This is a genomic window from Lentilactobacillus dabitei, assembly GCF_019061365.1.
GTDB classification, from domain to species: Bacteria; Bacillota; Bacilli; order Lactobacillales; family Lactobacillaceae; genus Lentilactobacillus; species Lentilactobacillus dabitei.
In genome coordinates this window covers 1-22,341 of the sequence record NZ_JAHPPD010000049.1, presented here as the reverse complement: position 1 = coordinate 22,341, position 22,341 = coordinate 1, and the positions used below count along the sequence as shown (strand labels likewise).

Here is a 22,341-nt window from a genome sequence, read left to right as displayed (position 1 = left end):
TAAAAATTCCTTCCTTTTGAGAGACGATTTATTCATTATACGCTCTCTTAAAAGTTGTCTCAGGAATCAGCTTACATCCAGATAACGACCAGATGGTCTCAATAAAGCGTCGGAGTTTTGATTGTTTCGGTTCCAATAAATCGCTCCTTTCAAATATCCATCAACAACGCGTACATAATCATAGAAGGATCCTGTATCCGGGTCAATTCTGATCCAAATGCAAAGCTAATAAGGTCTGACACAAACAACAAGCTTACTCACAAACTCAGTCATTCTCGTGAGCCGTCTTAGCAAACTTCTTCGCCAGATCCTCCTTAGTAAATCCATTCTTTAAAACCGCAAAAAATTCATAGCCGTTATCTCGGTAACCGTTGACCTCGAAAGTGTCGGCCATTTCCAAGAATGGTGGCTTACCTTCTCCTAATTGAATTTTATCAATAGCTCCTAAGACGTTGAATTTAACATTATCCTTAGCCAACTTTTTCATCGGAACGCTATCAAAGATGCTTACAACCATAGTAAATTTACCTCGCTTAATTACGCTTTATTTAAAACTTTGGAAATACTCGCACAAAGTTTATCTGTACCTCATGCTAGAAAACCCGTGACAACTAGAAGTTTAGCGTACTCGAAAGAATTTGGATCGTCAAGAACCACCAATAAGTATTCCCGAATCTTTTGCGATTAAATATCTTCTCTACTATTGTACATAATTTAACAATTAACAGACAAAGAATCCCCATTTAATCGACTTTTCCATCGATCAAATAGAGATTCTTTGTCATCATTAATTAAACTGCTTCAACGAATCCATAATCAGTTGAATAAATTTCTCCCGATCAATATCCAACAAAACCTCTGTATTCTTGGGTTTGTCAGTCAGTTCATAGTAGTCACAAACCGTCTCCCCGTCTGTTAAATCGCCCCGATTCTCAACATCAACGTTCATGACCTTACTCTCAAACATTGAAGGATCAATTAACCAGGCAATTGTACAAGGATCGTGCAACGGTGCCCCTTTGAAGTCCCACTTTGGTGCTTCATGGTAACGTTCGAAGAATTCAAGCAAGCCATAAAAAGCGTGAGCAACTGGATTTTGAATGTCATCAATCTTAGTGATTTCCGATTTAAGAATTTGCGCCTTATGAGTCACGTTCAATGGGGCCATAGTCAGCGGAATCCCTGAATTTAACACAATTTTGGCGGCTTCCGGATCAACAAAGATATTAAATTCAACAGATGGTGTCCAATTACCAAGTCCCATTGCGCCACCCATGAAGACAATTCGTTCAATCCGATCTTTGGTGACACAATTGCTAACATCATTGCTAGCGCATCATCATGTCCTGGATCACAGTCTAAGATAATTTTTGTCATTATAATTATTTCCTTTCTGTATCGCGAATTTCTACACAAAACTACAACATTGAACTAGTACCACCACTAAAACGCCAAATTGTTTACCACGTGACTGACGTTTTAAACTTTTATAAATACCATCTTCGATATAATGAGAGTCCCCCGCACAACAGAAGGAAAATTCCAGAAGGGTTCTGCTGCCCTATTTTCTTCAGAGGGTATGGTCACTTTTGGCCAATCAATTAGAAATGACCAATGGGTATCCAGTCATCAGACTTTCAAAGAATCACTGGTAGAATACCAAAATCTGTGACGTACTTATTTGAAAATGCAGATAAGTATCAGATTGTGCTCGTCATTTAGTAGATAATTAAATCAAGTAGTAATCAAACGGCACTCACCTTAAATTAAAAAGGCAGAGTGCCGTTTAATCCTACTCATTAAACTTTGAGTTTAGTTAATTTTATCACTATTACTGAACATGAGTGCGATCGAGCCGAACCGATAACTTACGGCCAGCAGCTAGCGAATACTTGTTACCGTCAATGATAAGAGTGCCACCAGCTTTAGTCGCAGTCACAGAGAGCTTACCACCATCTTTATCAACTGTTACTTCACCATCTTTGATTGGCAATACTGCATGAACCGTTTCAAACCTTTCCAACCTTGGTTCAACATTAAACTCACGATAGCCTGGACGGGTTGGATACAATCCCAAAAAGTATCTACCTAACAGATAGATGGGACTAGCTCCCCAAGCATGGCACAAACTCTTGCCATATGGATCACCATACATTTCATACATGTCCTTGCCTGACTTAGTCGGATCATATTCTTCCCAAAAGGTAACCGCACCCTTATCCAACATGCCACCCCAATAATCCAGGATGACTTGGTATACGTTATCTTGAAGACCCAGCTTACATAATGCATCTTGTTCAAAGAATTTAAAGTAGGGTGTAGTAATCTGTGTGATGTTGTCATTTAACAAAACATTTTTTAGAATTAGCTCCTTCTTGTCATCATCAACAAGATCAAATAAAATCGCAAAAATATTTGCATGTCGCGTAACATGATTCTTACCAGATTCGTAGCTGTCAATAAAAGCACCTTTTGAATCATTCCAGAAATACTCAATAAAGTGATTAAGTAGTTGATCATGAAGATCCTGATAGCCATCAACTGGAAGTCTCAAAACGGATCCACAAGTAATCATTGTTTTATAAACCTGGATTAACAATGCCTGTTCTGCAGCAACCGTTCCCTGCTTGTCCATTTCGGACCAATCCACAAAAATCCACTCATTTGGACGACCGTAAATAAATCCTTTATCGTTTGTTTGCCTCATAAAATAATCAACCATACTCTTCATCTTAGGATAAATGATCTTAAGGAAACCAATATCACCGGTCATCTCATAGTGGTTCAAAACCCCAATCACCCAAAGCATTGAATAATCAACAATGGTATTAATATGCTGCTTAATATCATTTTGACCACGTAATGCCAATAACGTGCGCTTATCAATATCTTCATTAAAAAAAGAATACTGATTAATAAAATTTGCCTGATAGGCATCCCCAGCCCAAATCCATCTATCACGTTTAATACCATCGATAAAGAAGACGTCGCTACACAAATTTAAGGTTTCTGTAGAGACATCCCAAATTCGATTAATTAATTGCTGATCACTTCTAAATAGTGAACAGTTTTTCTTTGGAATGTACTCGTGAATAGCGATAACGTCAACATCCGTTTGCTTGGCATCTGGAATAAAAATATATCTAAATGCCCTTTTTCGAATTGGCGTCTTCTCATCAACTGCTTCTTGCTTGTAATAACACATTTGAACATCTAGTGCCTCTGTTTGGGATTCCCCATAGCAAATCGTAACTATCTGTTTATGAAGTAAATTCAATTTCAAGCGGCCATTGACTGCTCTGCCAAAGTCAAATAACACCCCATCTTGAATTTCAATAATCTTCTTAGGTTTAATGGGTTTCTTTTGAAATTCAATTACGTTTGGATTTTGATTTTTGTCGATAAACAGCGGATCAAAACCGGCGGGAAGAGATGAAACAAAATTACTAGCTTGCCAACCATCATTTGATTTAATAGTCTCACCATCAACAAACACACAGGGGAGCCCTTGTGGATTACCAACAAAGATTGTGATGACATTCTCACCAACATCACCGTGTAGTGTCTCTCCTAGCCGGTGTTTAACCTCGTTAATCTCAACATAACCAGTTCCATGAGCATAAACGGTAAACATAGTGGGCTGATCAAGCTGATAGGTCCGGGTGAATTTCACGTTACGGTTACAATCATCAATATACCAGTATGCCGGCCACCCCATTCCACGCTCCTCACGAGTAAAGTTCTGTCGCATACCTTGATGAATTGAAAAATCACCTGGGTACCACATCCAATATTTTGTCGGATTCATATTTATTCTCTCTCCTTCATTAACCATGCACTAGCCCTCATTGGAAATGGGATGCCTGACTGTAGTTGGATCAGAAACTTTAAATCGCTTAACTAACCGAACAATAATCAATGCACAAATACCAAAAACAACTGTGCACCCAACCATAATCCAAAGTAAAATCTTAGGTGAATACCCCATTAGGGTAGGTGTAATAAGTGAAAACATTGCAGTAATTACGCGGACAAACCCATAAGAAAATCCTGTAAGTGTCGCTCTGGCATCGACTGGATAAAATGTCTGACTCCAGATCTTATATAAGGCTTCACCGCATAATACGGTACTTCCTGAGTAGAAAATATAAGCAAATGTAAACACTTGCCAGTGCTCGCTAAAGATTCCAGCAGCTAAAAAGGCAACTAAAGCAGTTGCAATTCCGACATACATCGCTTTATATCGGTACTTTGAATCTGATATTTTAAGGTAAACGACATTTACTAATAAGCAGAAAACATTGGCAATTAACGCAATCACTGTTGAATATAACTGGCTCCGATTATCAACCGTTACAATGAAATAATTAACAAATGAACCCCAAGTATTTGCGGGTAAATTCCAAAACAGATAAAAAGTCGTTAAAAAAACGAGTGGTAGAACATAACTACTGTTTCTTAATAACTCATGAAGCTTATAGTGTTTTTTAACTTCCCCCACCTGCGCCATCTTTTCTTCGACAACCTCAGCCAGTCCTTCTTCAATCTGTCTGAAAGTTTTTGAGAAAACTCGGACACACCAATTCACAAAAGCAACCAATCCGATCCAACCAAATAAAGTTGTAGGACTTCCCATCCCAGTATTTGCACTTAACATTCCAATGAACTGTGACAATAAGATCCCTACCGTCCAAAAGATCTGGGTAGAAGCAATCGCCCGTCCATAAGTTCGTTTATCCATTCGTTCAGAAATCACTGCCAATGAAGTGGGTAGATCAGCCCCAGATGCTAACCCAGCAACGATAACCCCCACCATTAAGAGGGGAACATCCCGTGCAAAGGCAACAACACCTGAACCAATTGCAACAAACAAAATATCATAGTTAAAAACAGTCACTCGACCAAAATGATCAGACAACCAGCCACCAGCAAACGAGCCAATCGCAACGGCAATGGTTAATGTTGTACTTAGCAACCCGACGATCCAACTATTCAAGTGAAGATAGTTTGCCCAAATGGGTAACGCAACTCCTAAACTAACTAATAAAGCGGCATCAAGGTATGAAGCAATTCCAGCAACAATAATCAGTAAAATATTGTTTCGACTTAACGACACTTTTTCATCATTCACAACTATCCCTCCCCAATCAGGTACTTTTGTATCAGATAGACAGGCGTACAACTCCATGCATGACAATAACTATTCAAAATTGGGCTCCCGTATGGTGAATAATCGGGTGTTGCTGGTTCGAATGCCTCCCAGTAAGTGTCTGCGCCAAGAGAAATCATTTTTCCCCAATAGTGCTTCATGAGTTTAACTGCTTCGTTTGAAAGTCCGGCTTCAAAGAGGGCCTGCGTTACATGGTGATACATATAGGGGGTTGCAATTCCCGTGATTGGAAACAGTTGAGCGACTGCATTCGTCATAACCTCATTATTCTTGGCATCGTCCATAACATGTGCAAGAACCATCCAAACTTGAGAAGCAATATTAACTTCTTTTTGTGACCCCGAAATAAACAAGCCTTGTGCTGGATCGTATAATGCCGTTTGACTATACGAAATCAGTAATTGAAGTTGTTGACTATATTGATCAATCTCTTGATCTCCCATTATTTCTGCGAGATCAATAAACTGACGTAATGTATAAATTAATACGGCCTGGCCAGCAGTATCCTTATCAAAGTCGTTTGACCAATCAATGAAAACCGGATAATCATCATCAATCACTAAATGACCGTTTTGATCAATCTTATTTAAAGCAACATTCATTTGTTTTTTAGCAATCGGGTACAAATCATGGAGTACCTCTCGATCTAAATGAAATTTTTCAAAATCATCCAAAACCGATATAAAGAAAAGGCTATAATCCAGAAGGAATGTATCATCTGGCAAATTTCGTGGTTTCGTGAAAACATTCGCTGGAACACGACCATCTTCAGCCGTCATTGCTCCAAACAGATATAAGCAACGCTTTACTAAATCAACATCCTTGAACGTCGCATAGTCTGCTAACGCTTGAAGACGAAGATCCCCAATCCAAAGACGCCGATCACGTTTAGGCCCATCTTCAAATACGTCTTGCATGCAGTCTTCAAGTGTTTTTAAGCCAACCTGATAAATATTCTGCAACTCAGTATCCTTAATATTCGGAAGCATGACATCCTTAGAGTTAACACTTGTTTCACTAATTAAAGTTGGGTTGCTTAAAACCGCTTGCCACTTTGGCGATGTATCAATAATCGTTATTTCAACATACCGAAAGCTATATCGGCGAGGCAATTCAAGATGAGTCGGTAAAACATCCAAATGAATATATTCTTCTTGAATCCAGGATTTGCTTAACCAGCCATCATAATCATCACTTTGATGCTTTAATTCTGCAGGCATTTCTGCAAACTTGAACTTAATAAATAACGGCGAATCCATTGGTGATCCTGCTGAATTAAGATCGATGCTAAATTTGCCAACATAATGATCGCCAAAATCTAAAATCACCCGCTGATCCCGTTTCAGCCTTAGGTTAGGCAACTCGCTAGCTTTTTTGATAAATGTGGTTCCCCATCCTTCCAGTTTTGTAGAATCTTTTACCAGTTCCACGATGGCTTGGGGAACAACATCGCGATAATGAATAATCGGCTTGGATTGAGTTGCTTTTTCAAGAAGTCGTTGGTCATGATTGAACTTTACCTGATTATTAATTTGAAACGTGAATGCCATCATCTTCGCTCCCTTCATCAGCTTCAACACCAGGAACAATATCATGCTTTCGTTGGAGATACATCATTACTAAGCCAGCAATGAAGAATACCAAAACTAATCCTGTAAACCCAAACATGGTGTTTCGGATAGCAGCTGGAACAACTAATGCTGGGGTAATAATTGCAAATAGGCCGCATAAGAATCGGGAAAAGCCATTAATAAACCCTTGAATTGAGGCTCGGATCTCAACTGGAAATGATTCTTGAGTCCAAACTTTATACATTGCTTCACCAGCAATATTATTACCAATGCTGTAGCAACCAATTGCGATGACGATTGGCCATAATGCATGACTACTTAACGCCAAGCCCAACATTGCGAATCCTTGAACTAAAGCGCCAACAACGAAGAATTTATTCCGGTACTTACCACCTGAAACAGAAGCAAAAGTAATCGTGGCAGCTAATGAAACTAAATTCAAAATAAGTCCTGCAGCCGTTGCAAAGCTTTGAGTTGCATGCGCTTGAACTAATACGAATGTCTGGAATTGCCCAAAGGTGTTCGCTAATAAATTCCAACAAATATAAAAGATCATAATTGCCAAGAAGAAGCCAAGATACTTACCCCGATTAGATCCAGTAAACACATTTTTTACAGAAACTTTTTCGGTTAAGTTAGCTTTTTGATCATGTTCAATTCGCCGTTGTTCACCTTCTTGGTGAAATGCTTTAAATTTTCCTGAAAGCGTTCGCCAAAGCCATGTAATTAATGCAAATACAGCTAGTATTGTGAAGACGACTCGGGCGCCACTCGCACCAGCCATTTTAGAAACAACAAATGCACAAACATATGAAAGAAAAATCCCAATTTGCCAAAAAATCTGAGTAGAAGAAACGAGCTGGGATTGCGTTTTTTCATTAGGAGAATCATGCGAAACCACTGTTAAACTAATTGGTAAATCTGCTCCTGAAGCTAAGCCCGTCACAATGACACCAAATAATAGCATTGCGTATCCATTTGAAAATACACAGATTAGTGCTCCGATAGCGTATAATAAATTTAACCAGTTAAATGAACGAATTAAACCAAATAATTTAGTGATTTGACCAGCTAGCATTGAACCAATTGCAATTGCAAACGTTAAAGCCCCTGAAATAATACCAACTTGGGTGTTCGTTAACCCTAGACCAGTTTGCCATACAGTTATCGTTGCTGATAAACCAACAATAATTCCGGAACCTAGTATCGAACCAATTCCAGCTGCAACTGCTAATGGTCGATACTTTTTAAAACTTGAATCAAGTGTTTTGTTATCCATAATGTTCCCTCCTTTTATTTTTCAAGGATTATTGTAAGCGCTATCAAAAGGTTCCACAATATCTCAATCCTTCGAAAAACATTGCGTAATCACAGGTAAAATGAAGCTATTTAAAGGAGTGTTTTTCTGATGAATCATCCAAATTCGATTACATCCAGGCTTTTTAAAATGACAAAGGTAGAAAAACTTCAAAACCATTTTGGTGGTAACGTTAACTATATGGACCTCGACTATATTCATGATCCGATTCCTAAAATGCCACAATGGAATTTCTTTAATGATGGTGACATCGATGTTACCAAAAGTAATCGCTTTTCTTATGTACCAGCTCATACCCACAGTTTCATTGAATTTAATTATATGTATTCAGGAAGTTGCACACAGTATATCAACGATGTCAAAACCATTCTGCATCAACATGATCTATTAGTTATGGACAAAGATGTCGTTCAGCGAATTGATTACACTAATGAAAATGATATTTTAGTCAATATATTGGTTAAAACTGATTCTCCTTATGAAGCTATTTTTGATTCCATTCCACAGTCAACCAATGAAATAACGCAACTTCTATATAATGGCACTCGAGTGAATTCGCTTCATAATAATTTTATGTTATTTAATTTGTCTTCCAGTGAAGTCGCTCTTAATTTAATAAACGCATTGATTGGCATCGGAATCAGTCAATCAACTCATCGAAAAGATTCATTACGGTTTATATTCTCATCACTCTTGCTTGAGTTACCAGATTTGACAACAGCTAAATCAATTAATCTTGCAGATTCTTCAAGCGATGATTTATTGCCCGTTCTGAAATATATTGAGGAAAACTTTGCCACCACTTCTCTAAACGAAGTTAGTGAAATTTTTAAGTACAATACCAACTACCTAGGTAATAAGATCAAGACAAATACTGGGAAAACGTTCAACGAATTGATTGAGCGAAGACGACTATCAGCAGCCCAAAACCTTATGTTAAAAACGAACCTTAATTTAAGCCAAATTAGTGAAACTGTTGGCTATCAAAATAGTTCATCATTATTTCGCCTTTTTAAGAAGTATCTACAGACAACCCCGTCAGAATATAAGCGGCGGGTACATCCCAAAGTTCCCGATTCTATTTTGAAGCAGATTAATTCGTAATTGCTTTGAGTTATGCTTGAAAGCTGATAATCACACCAAAGGGGCTGGTTAACTTTGAAACATTCAAGATTTACAATAATTATAACCAACCAAAAGCCAGCCCAGATCACGATCATCTAGGCTGGCATCATTTCAGATACTATTTCAATGTAATCTTCCCATAATCCACAAATATCAAATGCACCGGCTCAACATCTTCTTCGATACTTGGTATCCGTGGCAAATCCTCGTAAAAGCGATTGTCAGTATTATCATCATTGGTTGATGAAACCTCAAATAGCATAATCTTACCGGTTCCCTTCTTACCACGCCAACGATGGTAAATTCTTTGGGTTAACGTGATACTTTCTCCCGGATTAAGTTCAAGCGTGGTGCCAGCTGGAACGGTTATTTTATGACCATCGCTCACAACCGTAACCGGTTTTTCTTCATCAAATTTCTCATCGGCAGTTGCGTTGAACAAGGTTAATTCTAGAATGCCACCACCCCGATTAATAATATCCTCTTGCTTATACCAGTGAAAATGAAATGGTAATTCTTGACCATCTTCAACTGTTAGTAATTTTTCGCAGTATGGTTTGGGGTACTTTTTCTTATCATTGAAATTCCCATTTCGGAACGTAAAAGTCGTCAATCCCCGCTTTAAATATTGACCTTCATTAAAATCGGTAACATCCCAACCTAGCATATTATCAATGATTTCTTGATAAGAATCATCTAAACTCTGCCAGTTTGCTAGATCCCAATGTGCAAATGGTGGTAAAGACAAACCACGTTCCGTCGCAAAGCTAATCGTGTCGTTAATAATTGTATTAATCTCTGATCGTTTCATATTCATCCTCCAATTCTTCACGTAATTGGTTAACTCTTTTTTGGCTTTCAGAATCACTTAAATGGGTGGGATCTTTCGGATTGTTGATGAACGAATCATCCCAATCACTATCTGCCGGGACTTTAGGCACAATATGAAAGTGAAGGTGGGAAACTGTATCGCCATACACGCCCAAATTGATTTTAGCAGCGTTAAAGTGTTCTTTCACGACCTTCGCTGTTAACGAAACCTCTTCAATAAAGGTCGTTCTTTGTTGCTGGCTGAGTTCAAAAATTTCATCAACGTGCCAGTTTAACGCCACAATCACTCTGCCTGGATGGGTTTGATCCCGATTTAGATAAACCGTTGACGCATCGAAGGTCACAATTGGAATCATCCTTTCGTGGAGCGTCTGGTTATGTTCACAGTAAAAACAGCCTTCCTTAAATCTACTTTTCATTGCTTATTCCTCTTGGCTTGGCTCATTTACAACATCTGGAATATGACCATTATCATAGCGACCATCATCGTGGGTCACGTCACAGTCAATCATGACATGAATCACGTCACCGCGAGTTTGATTACGTAAATCGAAAGCATCGCTAATCTTTGACAGCGGAAAAACATTTGTTACGGTCTTTTCAGTGTTAATCAAGCCGTTTACAACCATGTCCCTGCCTTGGCGGAAGAGTTGGTGATTATCAACATCCCGTTTAGGCTCAGTCGTTAAGATATCGACTCGTCGACGATGCATTTTGAAGAAGTCCATTGTCTTGCTAGTTTTACCAATGCCGCCATACATAATTAATTTAGCGTTCTGCGCACAAGCATCGAGCGCATCAATGACCGAATCTCCTTCCAATCGCGCAGGAATGACAACGTCAAAACCGTCTGGGAAGTCCTGACCAACCACATCCATCGTCGGGGTATCTTCAGAAGGAATTTTATAGGTTTTCGTAGCGCCAAACTCTTTTGCAATTTCAAGCTTTTCATCAAATAAATCCGTTACCACCAGATTTCGAGGACTGTATAAACGGGCAAATTGGGTCAACTGTAAGCCACTCACCCCTTGGCCCATAATCAAAACGTTTTTCGATTGGTTAATCTCTGCACGCTCCATCCCAGTCTGGATCGTTGGGGTGATTTCAATAAGTGACCCGTGCATGAGTGGAAATTCCTTCGGTAACACGACGGCTGAAAATGGGTCACAAGTAATGTATTCCGCAAATGCTCCCCACACATAACGCAAAGCAACGTGATCGCCTACTTGAAGGCCCACTATATCCGAGCCAACTTCATCGACAATTCCAGCAACTTCATGTCCTAAGCGCATCGGATAGCTTAAGAACTCTGGCGTTCTGGCTCCTCGGTAGACTTCCAAATCACTTCCGCAAATTCCAACCCATTTAACATCAACCCTAATCTGTCCCCGTTTGGCATGGGGTAATTTTGCATACTTAATATCAATCTTGCCGATCGTTTCCATCACAGCAACTTGTTGCGTGCCTTCTGCTTTTTGGTCAACCCATTCCATTTCTGGAACTTCCATTTTACGTACAGTCATTATGAATTCCTCCTAAAGTAAGTGAACGGAGCAAAGCGGTTAGAACTCGGAGCATAAGTCTCCGCCAGCAGGAATTCCCGATTCTGGAATTTTTGCTGGTGGTGCTTATGTGCAGAGCTTTGCTTTGCACAGCTGTCCTAGTAAAGTGAGCGGAGCAAAGCGGTTTAGAGATCGGAGAGTAAGTCTCCTATCGAGGAAATTCTCGGGCTTAGAATTTTTTCGATAGGTGCTTACACGTAGATCTCTGCTTTGCGCAGCTGTCCTATAAAGTAAGTGAGCGGAGTCAGGCGTTTAGAAACCGGAGGGTAAGTCTCCTTCGAGGGGAATTCCCGGTTCTGGAATTTTTCTCGGAGGTGCTTACACGCAGGTTTCTGCCTGACGCAGCTGTCCTATCTACTCCGATCCAACTTCTTCGATCTTGGTGACCACATCATCGCTACGTTTAAGTGACAAAACGATCACCCCAGCTAAAATTAAAGAACCTGCCAAGAAGAACATTGCGTCTACCTGAGATCCCGTTACGTCCTTTAACCAGCCAACAATGTACGGGCCAACAAAACCACCCAAGTTTCCTAGTGCATTCACAATTCCCAAACCAACGGCAGCAATCCGTGGATCCATCATTGTCGTAATTGCCCAATACGGTCCTGACCACGAGTAAATCCCGATCGCTGCCAAGCAAAGAAATATCATGGCGACCCAAGGATTATGAGAAAGGGCTGCTCCCAAGAAACCAGCGCCACCAAGGAAAGCGCCACCCGCAGTATGCCAAATCCGTTCCATATGGGCATCCGAATGCCTTGAATTGAGAACCAGGGCAATCGCGCCAAGTAAGTACGGTGCTGCGGTTAACCAACCAATCGTCATTGTGGAAAACTTCGACGAAAGTTCGCCAATCATTTGTGGTAGCCAAAAAGTAAGTCCGTACAGCCCAACAACATAAAAAACGTTTATCAGGGTCATCTTCCAAACCCGGCCGTTTCTCACGGCTTCCTTAAAGGGTGCTCCCTGAACTTTGTTATCCGTTGTTGCTTTAGCATCCAGGGTCAATTCATTAATTAAAGCAGTTTTCTCATCCTTATTAAGCCAACGTGCTTTAGCTGGTTTGTCAGCAAGGTACCAAAACGTAAATATCCCTAATAAAACAGCCGGTAAGCCAACGATGATAAAGAGCCACCGCCAGCCCGCCAAATCTAGTGACATATGAACATTGGTAATAATCCAAGTGGCTAGTGGCGCCCCAAATGAATTAGCCAGCGGCGGCGCAATCATAAACAGCGCCACTGCAGCCGCTCTGTCTGCTGATCGGACCCAGTAAGTGATGATTAACGTCATCCCAGGGAACAAAGCCGCTTCAAAAACGCCTAAAAGAAATCGTAGGATTGTCAATTCAACGGCGGACTGGACAAACGCCGTCACTAAGGTAACAATCCCCCAGAGAACTAAAATTAGGCCAATCCATTTTCTGGCACCCACTTTTTCAAGAATCATATTCCCCGGAATACCAAATACAAAGTAACCAATAAAAAACATGCCCGCAATAAATCCATACATGGTTGCCGTTAATCCAAGGCTTTTGTCCATCCCCCCAATTGAAGCATACGTGATACTGCTACGGTCCAAAAATGCAACGAAGTAAATAATAAATAAATATGGCAATATGTGATGACGAACTTTTTTACGTGCACTCAAGATGCTAGTTGAATCCATGCTTTAATCCTCCTCTGTGCTTTAATTCGGTCTAAACAAATTTCAATCAAAGATTTGCTGAAAATAATTGCGCAATTAACTTCCTTCAACATGAATAAAGGATATCATCAATAAAGCGCTTACATTCGTTTTATATATGTATACCAATCGCTAAATATCTTGTTGATTATTTTCCATTATCCGTTAAAATAGTCTCTATCACCAATTCGCTAAATAATACCAATTTAGTCGCTAAATGTTAAATCAGTTCATTTAATCTCTAATCAGTCATAATTAGTGTATTATGAAGGCGCAATTATCTAACGATCGTTTCTTGGAAGGGAGGGCCCCTACATGGTGGAACTAAGAGATAATCAACTAACGACTTTATGGATGAGTGGAAAAAACTACACCAAGGAAATAGTTGTTCCTAAACATCGCCATGATTTTTATCAACTCCAATATTTAGTTAGTGGTAGTGAAAACCTGGTAATAGACGACAAACCATTCACGATGAAGCCAAACTACTTATCAATTTTTGATAGTAACGAATATCACGAATACTCATTTAATAAGCGTTCAAGGATTGTTGACATCAAATTTAATATGGTGAGCGATTTAAGAGCATTGCTTGATGATTTGTTCAATAAATCTGTCTTTTTAGTGGAAGACATGATGATTAGAAACAAATTTTCACAATTGACTGATCAAGGAATCTATTTTCAAAAATCCAAAGATCGGCAAATCTTGATTAACATTGACACCCAGGTCAAGTTGATCCTGCTTGAATTAGCCCATTCAACAGCTCCGGAACCAATGTTAATTAGTTCTGAAAAATGCCCTGATGTGGACACTGATTCTAATGATCCCGTGGCTTTAATGACTAAATATATGTTCGACAATTATTCAGAAAAAATTACTTTAGATATATTAAGTCAAAAATTTCATTACAGTAAATCCCAAATCATTAACCTGTTTTCTGATCAAAAGCACCAAACCCCGATGTATATTCTCCAAAAAATTCGATTACAATATGCCAAACAACTTCTATCAGAAACCGGGTATTCCATTGGCCAAATTGCGAACGAGGTGGGGTTTAATAACAATTATTTCACCAAATTATTTCTAAAATACGAAAAACAGCTTCCCAGTGAATACCGAACCGCCAAACAGAAAGAATCACATGAAATTATCTTAAATACTTCTTTTGACATTACGACGCAACCGTAGAATGATATAAGATTTTTTGAGGGTTGTTTTTTGAATCAAAGTCGCTCAATTTACCCATAAATTTTTAGAGAATTCAACCGCCAATCACCCACATGTTTTCACGTTTCACAAACGTATCTAAGTTACATTTCAAAAATTTCCATCTCATGTCGACCTATCATTAAACATTTGGACAAATCTCGCTGAACACTAAAAGTTCAAAAAATAGATTTTCACTACTTACTTTCTTTCTATGCCATAGAGAACTACATCCTTAAACAAGCAGTCCATAGAAAACGACACCCAAATCCACCTTCAAATTGACGGAAATGAGTGTCGTTTTATTCAAAATTTTTCAGTTGCTGAATCATCCAGCACAAGTCAACCACTTCTCAACCACCCGCTCATACTCCCCAATCAGCTGCTCCTGCTCCACAAACTTCCCGCTAATTGCCAAAAAGTTGGCTTCCTGCTGCCAAGTGGGATCAATGATCGTCGAACTCGAATTAATCCGTGAACGACTACCATTAGGAATTCCATAACCGGCAACCCAACTGGCAACCTGCGCGGGACTTTGCAGATCCGCCAAATGACTGGCATCCCTACCATTCCTCTTAATCAATGAAGTTAGCGTGTCGACAATTTGAATGCCGGCGATATCCAAGTCACCCAGGTACGCCAAAGCTAACTTGTGAGACAACGCCAAAATGACCTGCTTATGCACGTCATTAAAATCATTGCCCGACTGCAAAATCAACGGCCAACTTGGGTGCAGATGATGCAACCAAATAAACACGCCATTATTCTCAATCACCACCGCGCGCTCAGTTATTAATGGCAGTGCCAAGACATCTTCAACCTGCCAACGGTTAACCGTCAGTGGCTGGGGCCAATCGGTTTGAAAAATATTAGCACAAACAATTTCATTACCAATTATCTTGGCTGGCAGCTCATGAACTGGGGTAGCCGCAAAAACGGTTTTCATTACCCAATCATAGTAATGGTAGATGGCTGGATTCTCATGAGGATCATTTAACGTATGCGCGGTAAACCCACAATCGACTGCCTGTTGGCCTCGCGGCGGCAGCAATTCTCCGCGCGCAATCTTTTCAAACAACGAATCCAATCGTCGGGCATCCAGGCCTAAGTGGCTGTCGGTTTGTTTTTCATATGTTTTCAAATAATCAATCATTTTTATTCAGCCCACGTAGCGAGTGGCTCGACCTTATTGAGATGGAACTTGCCATCATCGCGGTTGGCAGGCGCGATTACTTGGTAAGTAATGTTATCGACGCCGTCAGAGAATAGCTTGTTCTGGGCACCACTTGGCATGGTGGCAATAAAGTTAAAGCCAAATCGGTTGATTGTTTTGGCGAAAATTCGGGCCGTTTGAGGATCCAACTTATCAGCAAATTCATCGAACATGACCAAATAAGGGGCATCTTTGCGACCCGCTCGACTCAAAATCATCTTTGGCACCAACAGCAATGGCAGAACCATTGCCTGGGCTTTTTCAGCACCGGAACCACCAGACTCAACGAAGGTGTCGTCAACGATTTCATATTCGTCTTCACTACTGTGCCGACGCTTGATTTTAACGATAAATTGCGACCAATAACGGGTATCCAATAACTCGTCGGCCCGCTTATCAAACGCCTGCTCGTCGTTGGCTAACTCGGGATCTTCGGCCAACTGTTCCAAACGTTTTGCAATCGTCGCTTGAACAGCCGGGCGCTTATCCAATGAAGCGTCCAAGGCTTCATCGATGACCTGAGGATCCACGTTTTGTGGCGTTAATTCAATCTTCAGCTTAATCCCGTTACCATCACTAATGCCTTCCGACAGCATCTCGTTAAAATTATGAATGGCTTGGTACTGTGAAGCAATCCGTTGAACCACAGCCGCTTGGTAAGTTTGGTTGGCCAAATCACGACCACTTTCAACTTCCCCAAGGGCTTTCATGACGTTTTCATGAGCGGATTGCAGAATTTGATAAACCTGGTTAATATCGAAACTGGCGACAAACGTTTCATCCATTTTTTCAATGGGATTCGGAAACATCTGGTCGGCAATTTGAGCATATCCGAGTTCGTCAAACAGCGTGTTGACCGCGTTGTTATCCAAGCGGTCTTGATTGGAGGCATTGATCTGACGGCTCACTCGGTTACTTAACTCGCCAATGGAATTATTGCGAATGGCCGCCTTATTATCGGCACAATATTGAACCAGCGCGTCAATGTTATTGATTGGCTCGTCGACAGGTGGTAGGTAGGCTTGCAACAGCTCCAAGGCCACATCAATTCGTTCACTAAACGCTGCCATTGTCTTCGTTTCTTCATCAATTTGCTCATTAAGCCCTTTAATTTGTGAATGTGCCTCGATCACTTTGGCCTTGACTTGGTCAATCTGAACTTTCAAGTTATCGACCACCTGAGCTTGTTTGGTAATCTGATCAGTTAGTGATGGATCAACTTTCAACTCAGCCAATTTTGTCTTCAGGGTTTCAATTTGTTGCTTGGTTTTGGCCAAATCAAAATCCGGATCGATATTAGCATTAATGTCTGTTAGCCGGGCGGCGATGGCGTCGCGCTTGGTTTCGGTTTGCTCAACGTTTCGTTGCAACTCATTTAACTGCTTACCCAATTTAAACAAATCCGCGCGGTACTGGTCGGCATTGGACAACAGCTCACCATTGTCCAAAACGGCGGCAATTTCTGGATGGTCACTAACCAACGTTTCCATTTGGTGTTTGAGTTCGTCATACTTACCGGAAATTTGGGCAGCCCCGGCATCGTGAATATTGTGGTTATCATCATGCAACTTTTCCTTGATTGGACCCGGACGCAAGCCGGTGACGTCGATTTCAATCCGATCATCCATTTTGTCCTTAGTGCCGGTAAACACTTTGATCGAGTCAGTCAGGTTTTGGCTGTTGCTTAACCAGCGCTGATATTGATTGACCAAAGTGCTCACTTGTTTGATTTGATCGGCTAACCCTTGGGCCGTTGTTTGCAAATCCCCACGGTAACTTAATTCCTGCCAGCCAAGTTGGTTGATTAACGATTCAATCTCAGCCTTCAAAGGTTCAATTTGACTCGATTTTAACTGAGTGAGTTGGTCGTTTAAGTCAGTTAACACAGATTGGTTTTGCAACTGTTCGCTTAATAACGCTGCTTTGCGGCGACTATTTTCTTCAAATGATTGAATCGCTTTTGTTAATGTCTTAATTTCAGCCTGGACCTGTTGGCGCTGCTGCTGAATGATCTTTTCTTGCTGCTTCTTGGACTGCAAATCCGCTAATTGGTCATCTGCTTGCTTTAAAGCAGTTGCCTGAGTAGTCACCGTTTGTTGGGTCAATTCAGCTAACTTGGTTAATTTGTCAATTTGCAAATGTTGGGCATTAATCCGATTTTGGGCTTTGGAATAAGGGTCAAAAATTTGATTACTAAAATTGTCCATGTTGCCAAAGAACACCATCTGCTTGATGCGGTCAATTCGGGTAACCGCCGTCTCGATCCGCTTTTTCAAATTTTGACGGTCATTAACTTCCCGCTGAAAATTGGCGGCTTGGTGAATAATTTCGGGGTCAATGCGTTCCTGGGACTGAATCAATGCATCCCTAATCGGCTCAAACTTCGCATTCCCCGCTGTCAACATTGGCGAGGCAATCATCCGATCAGCTTGAGCTAACAATCCTAATTCCTGGCCACTTAAACCATAGACTTCTGCCGCTACCCGTTCCCGAAAATCACGCGCTTTTTCACAAATGTGTAAGTGATCGCCCAAATCGACGTTGGCCTGAATGAAGGTTTCCTTGTCAAGGGATTTACCTGCCTCATTGGTTGTCTGAACCGTTAATTTGGCATTCGGGTCCTCGTTGGTCGCAATGAACCACCACGTCTTACTGCGGGGATCACCCTTGGCCCTATATGCACCGATGCCAAGAATGACCTCACGATATTTGGACGCCAACAATTCGTAAGCGTAACCGGTCCGGACCTTCATGGCACCCTTGCCCCAGCCCAGCAGCATCGACTCAAACGTTCGGCTGTCATGGGAGCTGTTCCGCGGATCAATGCTATTTTTTAACTTTTTCGTGTCGTTGGTCGGGTTAAACGATGGGGTCGCAATCGATCCGTCCACCAGCATTGGAAAGAAACAGTTGGCCAAGGTTGTCTTACCCACGGCGTTTTCACCAACCAGAGCAATGTTGCCGTGAGAAGAGACGGGGATGTCCAAGCTGCGATACAAATTAAAATTTCTTAGATGAAACGAAACTGGAATCAGCTTTGCGCTGTTATTCATAAATAAACTCCTTATTCAAATACTTCTTGTTCAACATCGGCAGTCGCGTTAAAGCGTTTGGTAACCGGTGTCGGTTGATAATAGTTGCCATTTTCAGATATCAAGGCATTCTCCAGCAACCCTCTCTTAACATCAGAAGGATTAACCGTTCTTCCAGGAAAGAGTTCCTTGGTCACTTCTCGAATTTTGGGTGTTAACTTGGTTTTCTTAATTGGATCATGAAGTTGATTAGCCAAAGAAATTGCGACGATCAATGGTTTAGCTTCACTCTTCTTTTGTTGATTATCCAGCAAAATGGCGTAATCTTCGCCACACTCCAACCGAAAACGTTCCAGTGGCGCCCAGTCCGCCATCAACTGTTCCTTATTGGCAACCAATTGCGGCCAGAGTTCCGGAAAGCGGTGCGGAGATAGGTACCTAAATCTAAGCAACACCCGGTTCACCCGTTGACGCTCGGTCAAGTTGCCAGTGTCTTGGGGATGGCTCATATATTCAATCATTTCATGAGTAATGCTGATAAAATCGGGATTAATGTCCCAGAATGGGTCCATAATTTCCGACCGGCTGGCTTCATCGCCCTCCGGATAGTCCGGTGTAAAGAGGCCAAAGCGTTTAACAAAGATATCATCGATAATCCCATAAATCGTTGGTTCATCAAGCTCAACGACCTCACTGTGAACCTGTTGGATAATACTTTGCGAATCAATGACCATATCTGAGGCCAACCCATCCATTTCTGGCGAACTGATGACCGCTTTGAGAGTCGCCAACAACACGTGTTTTTCAGCATCACTCAGCTCGCCTGGGCCAATTAACAGAACCAGATTATTGCCATAGTTGAGCGGCTGGGTGCCAATCAAATGGTTAAAAAAATGGTAAACACGGCGCTGCTTATAGCCCTGTTTAAACGCCCGAATCGCATTGATCATCACTTTAGTGGTTGTTGGCTCTGGGGTAATCGTGAATAATTCCTGATCAAGTAGGCGATTAATGATCATTTTTTCTGTGTTTCCTAATTCCATTGATTTCCTCCAACTATTTTGCGAACTTAACGGCAAACCCACTCGGCAAATAAACACTATACCGTTCACCGTGACAGTGTAACTTGATTTGATCACTGGTTCTGATCGGTTCCACTGCGACAACTTGGCGACCAAACGGAGCGAATCCATTCAACTGGTCATAGGACAAGGCGGTGTACAACCGAGCCACTTCATCTCGGGCAAGTTGGCTATCGAATTCTAAATTGTGATCAATCTTTGCGTTGCCGGCACTATCGGTCTGCATCACCCGATTAAAATCAGTAAGACCCTGATTCCAGCCAGAATCGGCATAAGTGTCATCCGCCACATCAGGATTTTCATCTTCAGTCGCAATATTACGTATTGAATTATCGATCAAGTAATTGACCGGCCGTAAACTAACAGCATCCAGCAAATCACTGGCATCATCTTCATCCCGATCATCTGCCAAATGAACCGGCAAAGCTTGTGGAAAATGAACGTCTTCGAAATGCGCCATTAGGTCATCCAACTGTCTGACCATTTCCTTAACGTCGAGTTGTTGCTGCTGACTGTGCTCATATTCGCGAACTAACAGGCGAATCGTCCGACTAATCGTGTCATATAGCATATAGACGGAATCGACACTGTTATCAATTTTATTGGTGGTACTTTCCAAGCTATTATTTAATTGTTCAAGGCTGGCCTGGACCACCTGACGGGTATTTTTAAAGTCAATGGCCATTTTATCTTCGCGCCCCAGCATTTGATCAAGGTCGATACTATCCTTACCTTGTTTGCTGGCAGCAATCCGGCGCGAATATTCTGGATCAAACACCATGTGCTGAACCTTGCTGCTCGTATTGATCATCTTAATAAACGCAGGAATCGCCCGCTCTTTGAGTAATTTTTGCAACGTTTCGGCATTTTCGCTGCCATGGTTAAAAGAAATGTCGTTGGCCAAGTCTGACAGATCAGCATCCAACTTGTGCATCCCTTTGAGAACATCTTGGGACGCATCGATCATGACCCCAAAATGGTTAAACAGGCGGCTAGTTTCGGCATCGTTATCCCCAGCGTAAATTTCGTTCACCAACTGACAATATTCATCGATCCGGTCAACGTTGGCAGTTGCCATGGATTGTGAATCAGCGGCCTTTTGCAGCCCGTTCATAAAGCTCAGGCCAACGGAATTAATTCGGTAAATGTAAGTCGTTTTGATGTGCCGAGTCCCGTTATGCATTTGCTCGCGGACCTTGTGTTGGCTCTTTTCGATCATGTCGGCAGCAGTTAACCGATCCAAAATTTTTTTAAACACTTCCGTAGCAATCGGTTTTTCGTCACGTTCCAAATAATTGATGTTAAATTGCTGCAACAAAAAATCCGCGGTAATCGGTGTATCGGCATTTTGTGTATTGCCACGCAAAATTGTCAAGACCCACCAACCGGCCAGCGGATGATTCATGTTCCCACCTAAAATAGTGGCGTTAAGAATGTTGCGAAGTTCTTTTTGAAGAGTTGTGTGCATGCTCAGTTCCTTTACTTTAAATTGTGAGGTTTCGGATAGGTTTCCTATATTATAGATGATTGTGATGGTTAGATCTATCAGGAATTCTAACTTAGTCAGTTTCTGGGTCACAAATGAAAGATATTAATTAGCAATTTGGCAAAATTTAACCATTAATTCAAAAATCACTTGATCACAAGCCATTAGGGAGCTAAATTCTATCCCTGATACAGCTGCCCCCGCACATCCACGCCAGCATCATAACCATGTTTGGAAACCATCCCTGCAGCCGTTTCCAACGTGTATTTGTTTCCGTCGGCAAGTTCCAAGCCGAGTCCATTGACGTTGCCGTCGAGTTCCAACAGCTGGTCAACAAAGTGGTTTCGGTCACTTACAGTATAGAAAAATAGCGTGGCAGTGCAGCCAACCAGCGGTTTCGACCAATCATAAGTGTTTAAATCTTCCTCGGCGCCAGTATCGACCCAGTTATTTTGAGATGACGAAAAACCATTTACGGCCACTTCGCCGTTGCCGGTCATGAGTGATGGTTTGATAATATCAATTCTCATTGGAAATTCCCCCTTAATGTTGATATCAATACGTTCAAATTTAACAAAATGTTCCGGTCAAGACTAAATGAATCTTTATTAATTTCTCTGATCACCTACAGTAAACCACATATTGGATTCTTGCTCAATTCATTGCAACTTTGGGAATTGAGTGAAGTAAATGAAAAAGCTCTTCTTACAACAGAAATTTGAAGTGCAACAGAAAAGTTAGACAAGTTTAGATATTGATTTAAGCTACCATGGCTTGATTCCTGTATTCTACAGGGGTCAGGCCATTTTTATTCCTAGAAATTCTTTCATTATTGAACCACTGAATATATTGTTTTACCAATTTACGTAAAGCAGTAATATCATTAATTTGGTATCGATTGAGACACTCACGTTTCATCAGATTAAAGAAACTTTCAATTGGTGCGTTGTCATGGCAGTTTCCCTTTCGGGACATGGATGTAAGCTGATTCCTGAGACAACTTTTAAGAGAGCGTATAATGAATAAATCGTCTCTCAAAAGGAAGGAATTTTT

General features: G+C 41.1%; 17 protein-coding genes and 1 pseudogene. 2 read left to right on the top strand and 16 right to left on the bottom strand.

From position 1 onward, the window contains the following. Positions 1-265: 265 nt before the first annotated feature. The 6 genes and pseudogenes from KTE19_RS08515 to KTE19_RS08490 all read right to left on the bottom strand — a co-directional run bounded on the left by KTE19_RS08515 (position 266) and on the right by KTE19_RS08490 (position 8,020). Positions 266-517, bottom strand: a complete 252-nt coding sequence (locus KTE19_RS08515; RefSeq protein WP_249778503.1) for a hypothetical protein — start codon at positions 515-517, stop codon at positions 266-268. A 270-nt stretch (positions 518-787) separates the two neighbouring features. Beyond that, positions 788-1,294, bottom strand: a pseudogene (locus KTE19_RS08510) (nucleoside hydrolase); the annotation flags it as partial. A 537-nt stretch (positions 1,295-1,831) separates the two neighbouring features. Then, entirely contained in the window at positions 1,832-3,808 is a 1,977-nt protein-coding gene (locus KTE19_RS08505; RefSeq protein ID WP_217342080.1) for an alpha-L-rhamnosidase-related protein, read from the bottom strand. Positions 3,809-3,838: 30 nt separating this feature from the next. Continuing rightward, a complete protein-coding gene (locus KTE19_RS08500) occupies positions 3,839-5,131 on the bottom strand; it encodes an MFS transporter (protein ID WP_217165337.1) in 1,293 nt (430 codons plus the stop codon). A gap of 2 nt (positions 5,132-5,133) precedes the next feature. Next, positions 5,134-6,720 (bottom strand): alpha-L-rhamnosidase-related protein, encoded by a 1,587-nt coding sequence (locus tag KTE19_RS08495; protein WP_217342079.1) that lies wholly within the window; start codon positions 6,718-6,720, stop codon positions 5,134-5,136. Further along, positions 6,698-8,020, bottom strand: a complete 1,323-nt coding sequence (locus KTE19_RS08490) for an MFS transporter (RefSeq protein ID WP_217342078.1) — start codon at positions 8,018-8,020, stop codon at positions 6,698-6,700. Before KTE19_RS08490 ends, KTE19_RS08495 begins: the two co-directional genes overlap by 23 nt. A 129-nt stretch (positions 8,021-8,149) precedes the next feature. Here KTE19_RS08490 and KTE19_RS08485 point away from each other — a divergent pair, with 129 nt between their 5' ends. Beyond that, positions 8,150-9,163: an AraC family transcriptional regulator gene (locus tag KTE19_RS08485; protein WP_249778624.1), complete on the top strand. Its 1,014-nt coding sequence runs from the start codon at positions 8,150-8,152 to the stop codon at positions 9,161-9,163. Between the two features lie 139 nt (positions 9,164-9,302). Here the strand turns inward: KTE19_RS08485 and KTE19_RS08480 are convergent, their stop codons facing one another. From KTE19_RS08480 to KTE19_RS08465, 4 genes are all read right to left on the bottom strand, one after another. Next, the gene (locus KTE19_RS08480) at positions 9,303-9,995 is read right to left on the bottom strand and encodes a D-lyxose/D-mannose family sugar isomerase (RefSeq protein ID WP_217342077.1); all 693 of its coding nucleotides are present in this window, start codon (positions 9,993-9,995) and stop codon (positions 9,303-9,305) included. Beyond that, positions 9,976-10,434: an HIT family protein gene (locus KTE19_RS08475; RefSeq protein ID WP_217342076.1), complete on the bottom strand. Its 459-nt coding sequence runs from the start codon at positions 10,432-10,434 to the stop codon at positions 9,976-9,978. The genes KTE19_RS08480 and KTE19_RS08475 overlap by 20 nt, the downstream gene beginning before the upstream one ends. Positions 10,435-10,437: 3 nt before the next feature. Continuing rightward, positions 10,438-11,538, bottom strand: a complete 1,101-nt coding sequence (locus tag KTE19_RS08470) for a zinc-dependent alcohol dehydrogenase (RefSeq protein WP_249778623.1) — start codon at positions 11,536-11,538, stop codon at positions 10,438-10,440. Between the two features lie 393 nt (positions 11,539-11,931). Then, the gene (locus tag KTE19_RS08465; protein ID WP_217342075.1) at positions 11,932-13,248 is read right to left on the bottom strand and encodes an MFS transporter; all 1,317 of its coding nucleotides are present in this window, start codon (positions 13,246-13,248) and stop codon (positions 11,932-11,934) included. A gap of 333 nt (positions 13,249-13,581) precedes the next feature. Here KTE19_RS08465 and KTE19_RS08460 point away from each other — a divergent pair, with 333 nt between their 5' ends. Next, the gene (locus KTE19_RS08460; RefSeq protein ID WP_217164858.1) at positions 13,582-14,457 is read left to right on the top strand and encodes an AraC family transcriptional regulator; all 876 of its coding nucleotides are present in this window, start codon (positions 13,582-13,584) and stop codon (positions 14,455-14,457) included. A 346-nt stretch (positions 14,458-14,803) separates the two neighbouring features. On the opposite strand, the gene KTE19_RS08455 is transcribed toward KTE19_RS08460, so the two are convergent. The 6 genes from KTE19_RS08455 to KTE19_RS14335 all read right to left on the bottom strand — a co-directional run bounded on the left by KTE19_RS08455 (position 14,804) and on the right by KTE19_RS14335 (position 22,263). Continuing rightward, positions 14,804-15,628: a Wadjet anti-phage system protein JetD domain-containing protein gene (locus KTE19_RS08455; protein WP_217164857.1), complete on the bottom strand. Its 825-nt coding sequence runs from the start codon at positions 15,626-15,628 to the stop codon at positions 14,804-14,806. Between the two features lie 2 nt (positions 15,629-15,630). After that, entirely contained in the window at positions 15,631-18,741 is a 3,111-nt protein-coding gene (locus tag KTE19_RS13985; protein WP_249778622.1) for an SbcC/MukB-like Walker B domain-containing protein, read from the bottom strand. An 11-nt stretch (positions 18,742-18,752) separates the two neighbouring features. Next, a complete protein-coding gene (locus tag KTE19_RS08445; RefSeq protein WP_217342074.1) occupies positions 18,753-19,763 on the bottom strand; it encodes a hypothetical protein in 1,011 nt (336 codons plus the stop codon). Between the two features lie 13 nt (positions 19,764-19,776). After that, a complete protein-coding gene (locus tag KTE19_RS08440) occupies positions 19,777-21,270 on the bottom strand; it encodes a hypothetical protein (protein ID WP_217164854.1) in 1,494 nt (497 codons plus the stop codon). Positions 21,271-21,467: 197 nt separating this feature from the next. Beyond that, positions 21,468-21,818, bottom strand: a complete 351-nt coding sequence (locus KTE19_RS08435; protein WP_217164852.1) for a hypothetical protein — start codon at positions 21,816-21,818, stop codon at positions 21,468-21,470. Positions 21,819-22,047: 229 nt separating this feature from the next. Continuing rightward, positions 22,048-22,263 carry an IS3 family transposase gene (locus KTE19_RS14335; protein ID WP_162261246.1) on the bottom strand — a complete coding sequence of 72 codons (216 nt, stop codon included), beginning with the start codon at positions 22,261-22,263 and terminating at the stop codon, positions 22,048-22,050. Between the last annotated feature and the right edge of the window lie 78 nt (positions 22,264-22,341).

Bases quoted from the DNA above. Each gene is read 5' to 3' on its own strand.
- KTE19_RS08460 (WP_217164858.1), top strand. From the start codon at position 13,582: ATGGTGGAACTAAGAGATAATCAACTAACGACTTTATGGATGAGTGGA.
- KTE19_RS08445 (WP_217342074.1), bottom strand. From the start codon at position 19,763: ATGGAATTAGGAAACACAGAAAAAATGATCATTAATCGCCTACTTGAT.
- KTE19_RS08495 (WP_217342079.1), bottom strand. From the start codon at position 6,720: ATGGCATTCACGTTTCAAATTAATAATCAGGTAAAGTTCAATCATGAC.
- KTE19_RS13985 (WP_249778622.1), bottom strand. From the start codon at position 18,741: ATGAATAACAGCGCAAAGCTGATTCCAGTTTCGTTTCATCTAAGAAAT.
- KTE19_RS08480 (WP_217342077.1), bottom strand. From the start codon at position 9,995: ATGAAACGATCAGAGATTAATACAATTATTAACGACACGATTAGCTTT.
- KTE19_RS08470 (WP_249778623.1), bottom strand. From the start codon at position 11,538: ATGACTGTACGTAAAATGGAAGTTCCAGAAATGGAATGGGTTGACCAA.
- KTE19_RS08475 (WP_217342076.1), bottom strand. From the start codon at position 10,434: ATGAAAAGTAGATTTAAGGAAGGCTGTTTTTACTGTGAACATAACCAG.
- KTE19_RS08490 (WP_217342078.1), bottom strand. From the start codon at position 8,020: ATGGATAACAAAACACTTGATTCAAGTTTTAAAAAGTATCGACCATTA.
- KTE19_RS08505 (WP_217342080.1), bottom strand. From the start codon at position 3,808: ATGAATCCGACAAAATATTGGATGTGGTACCCAGGTGATTTTTCAATT.
- KTE19_RS08440 (WP_217164854.1), bottom strand. From the start codon at position 21,270: ATGCACACAACTCTTCAAAAAGAACTTCGCAACATTCTTAACGCCACT.
- KTE19_RS08465 (WP_217342075.1), bottom strand. From the start codon at position 13,248: ATGGATTCAACTAGCATCTTGAGTGCACGTAAAAAAGTTCGTCATCAC.
- KTE19_RS08435 (WP_217164852.1), bottom strand. From the start codon at position 21,818: ATGAGAATTGATATTATCAAACCATCACTCATGACCGGCAACGGCGAA.
- KTE19_RS08485 (WP_249778624.1), top strand. From the start codon at position 8,150: ATGAATCATCCAAATTCGATTACATCCAGGCTTTTTAAAATGACAAAG.
- KTE19_RS08515 (WP_249778503.1), bottom strand. From the start codon at position 517: ATGGTTGTAAGCATCTTTGATAGCGTTCCGATGAAAAAGTTGGCTAAG.
- KTE19_RS08455 (WP_217164857.1), bottom strand. From the start codon at position 15,628: ATGATTGATTATTTGAAAACATATGAAAAACAAACCGACAGCCACTTA.
- KTE19_RS14335 (WP_162261246.1), bottom strand. From the start codon at position 22,263: ATGTCCCGAAAGGGAAACTGCCATGACAACGCACCAATTGAAAGTTTC.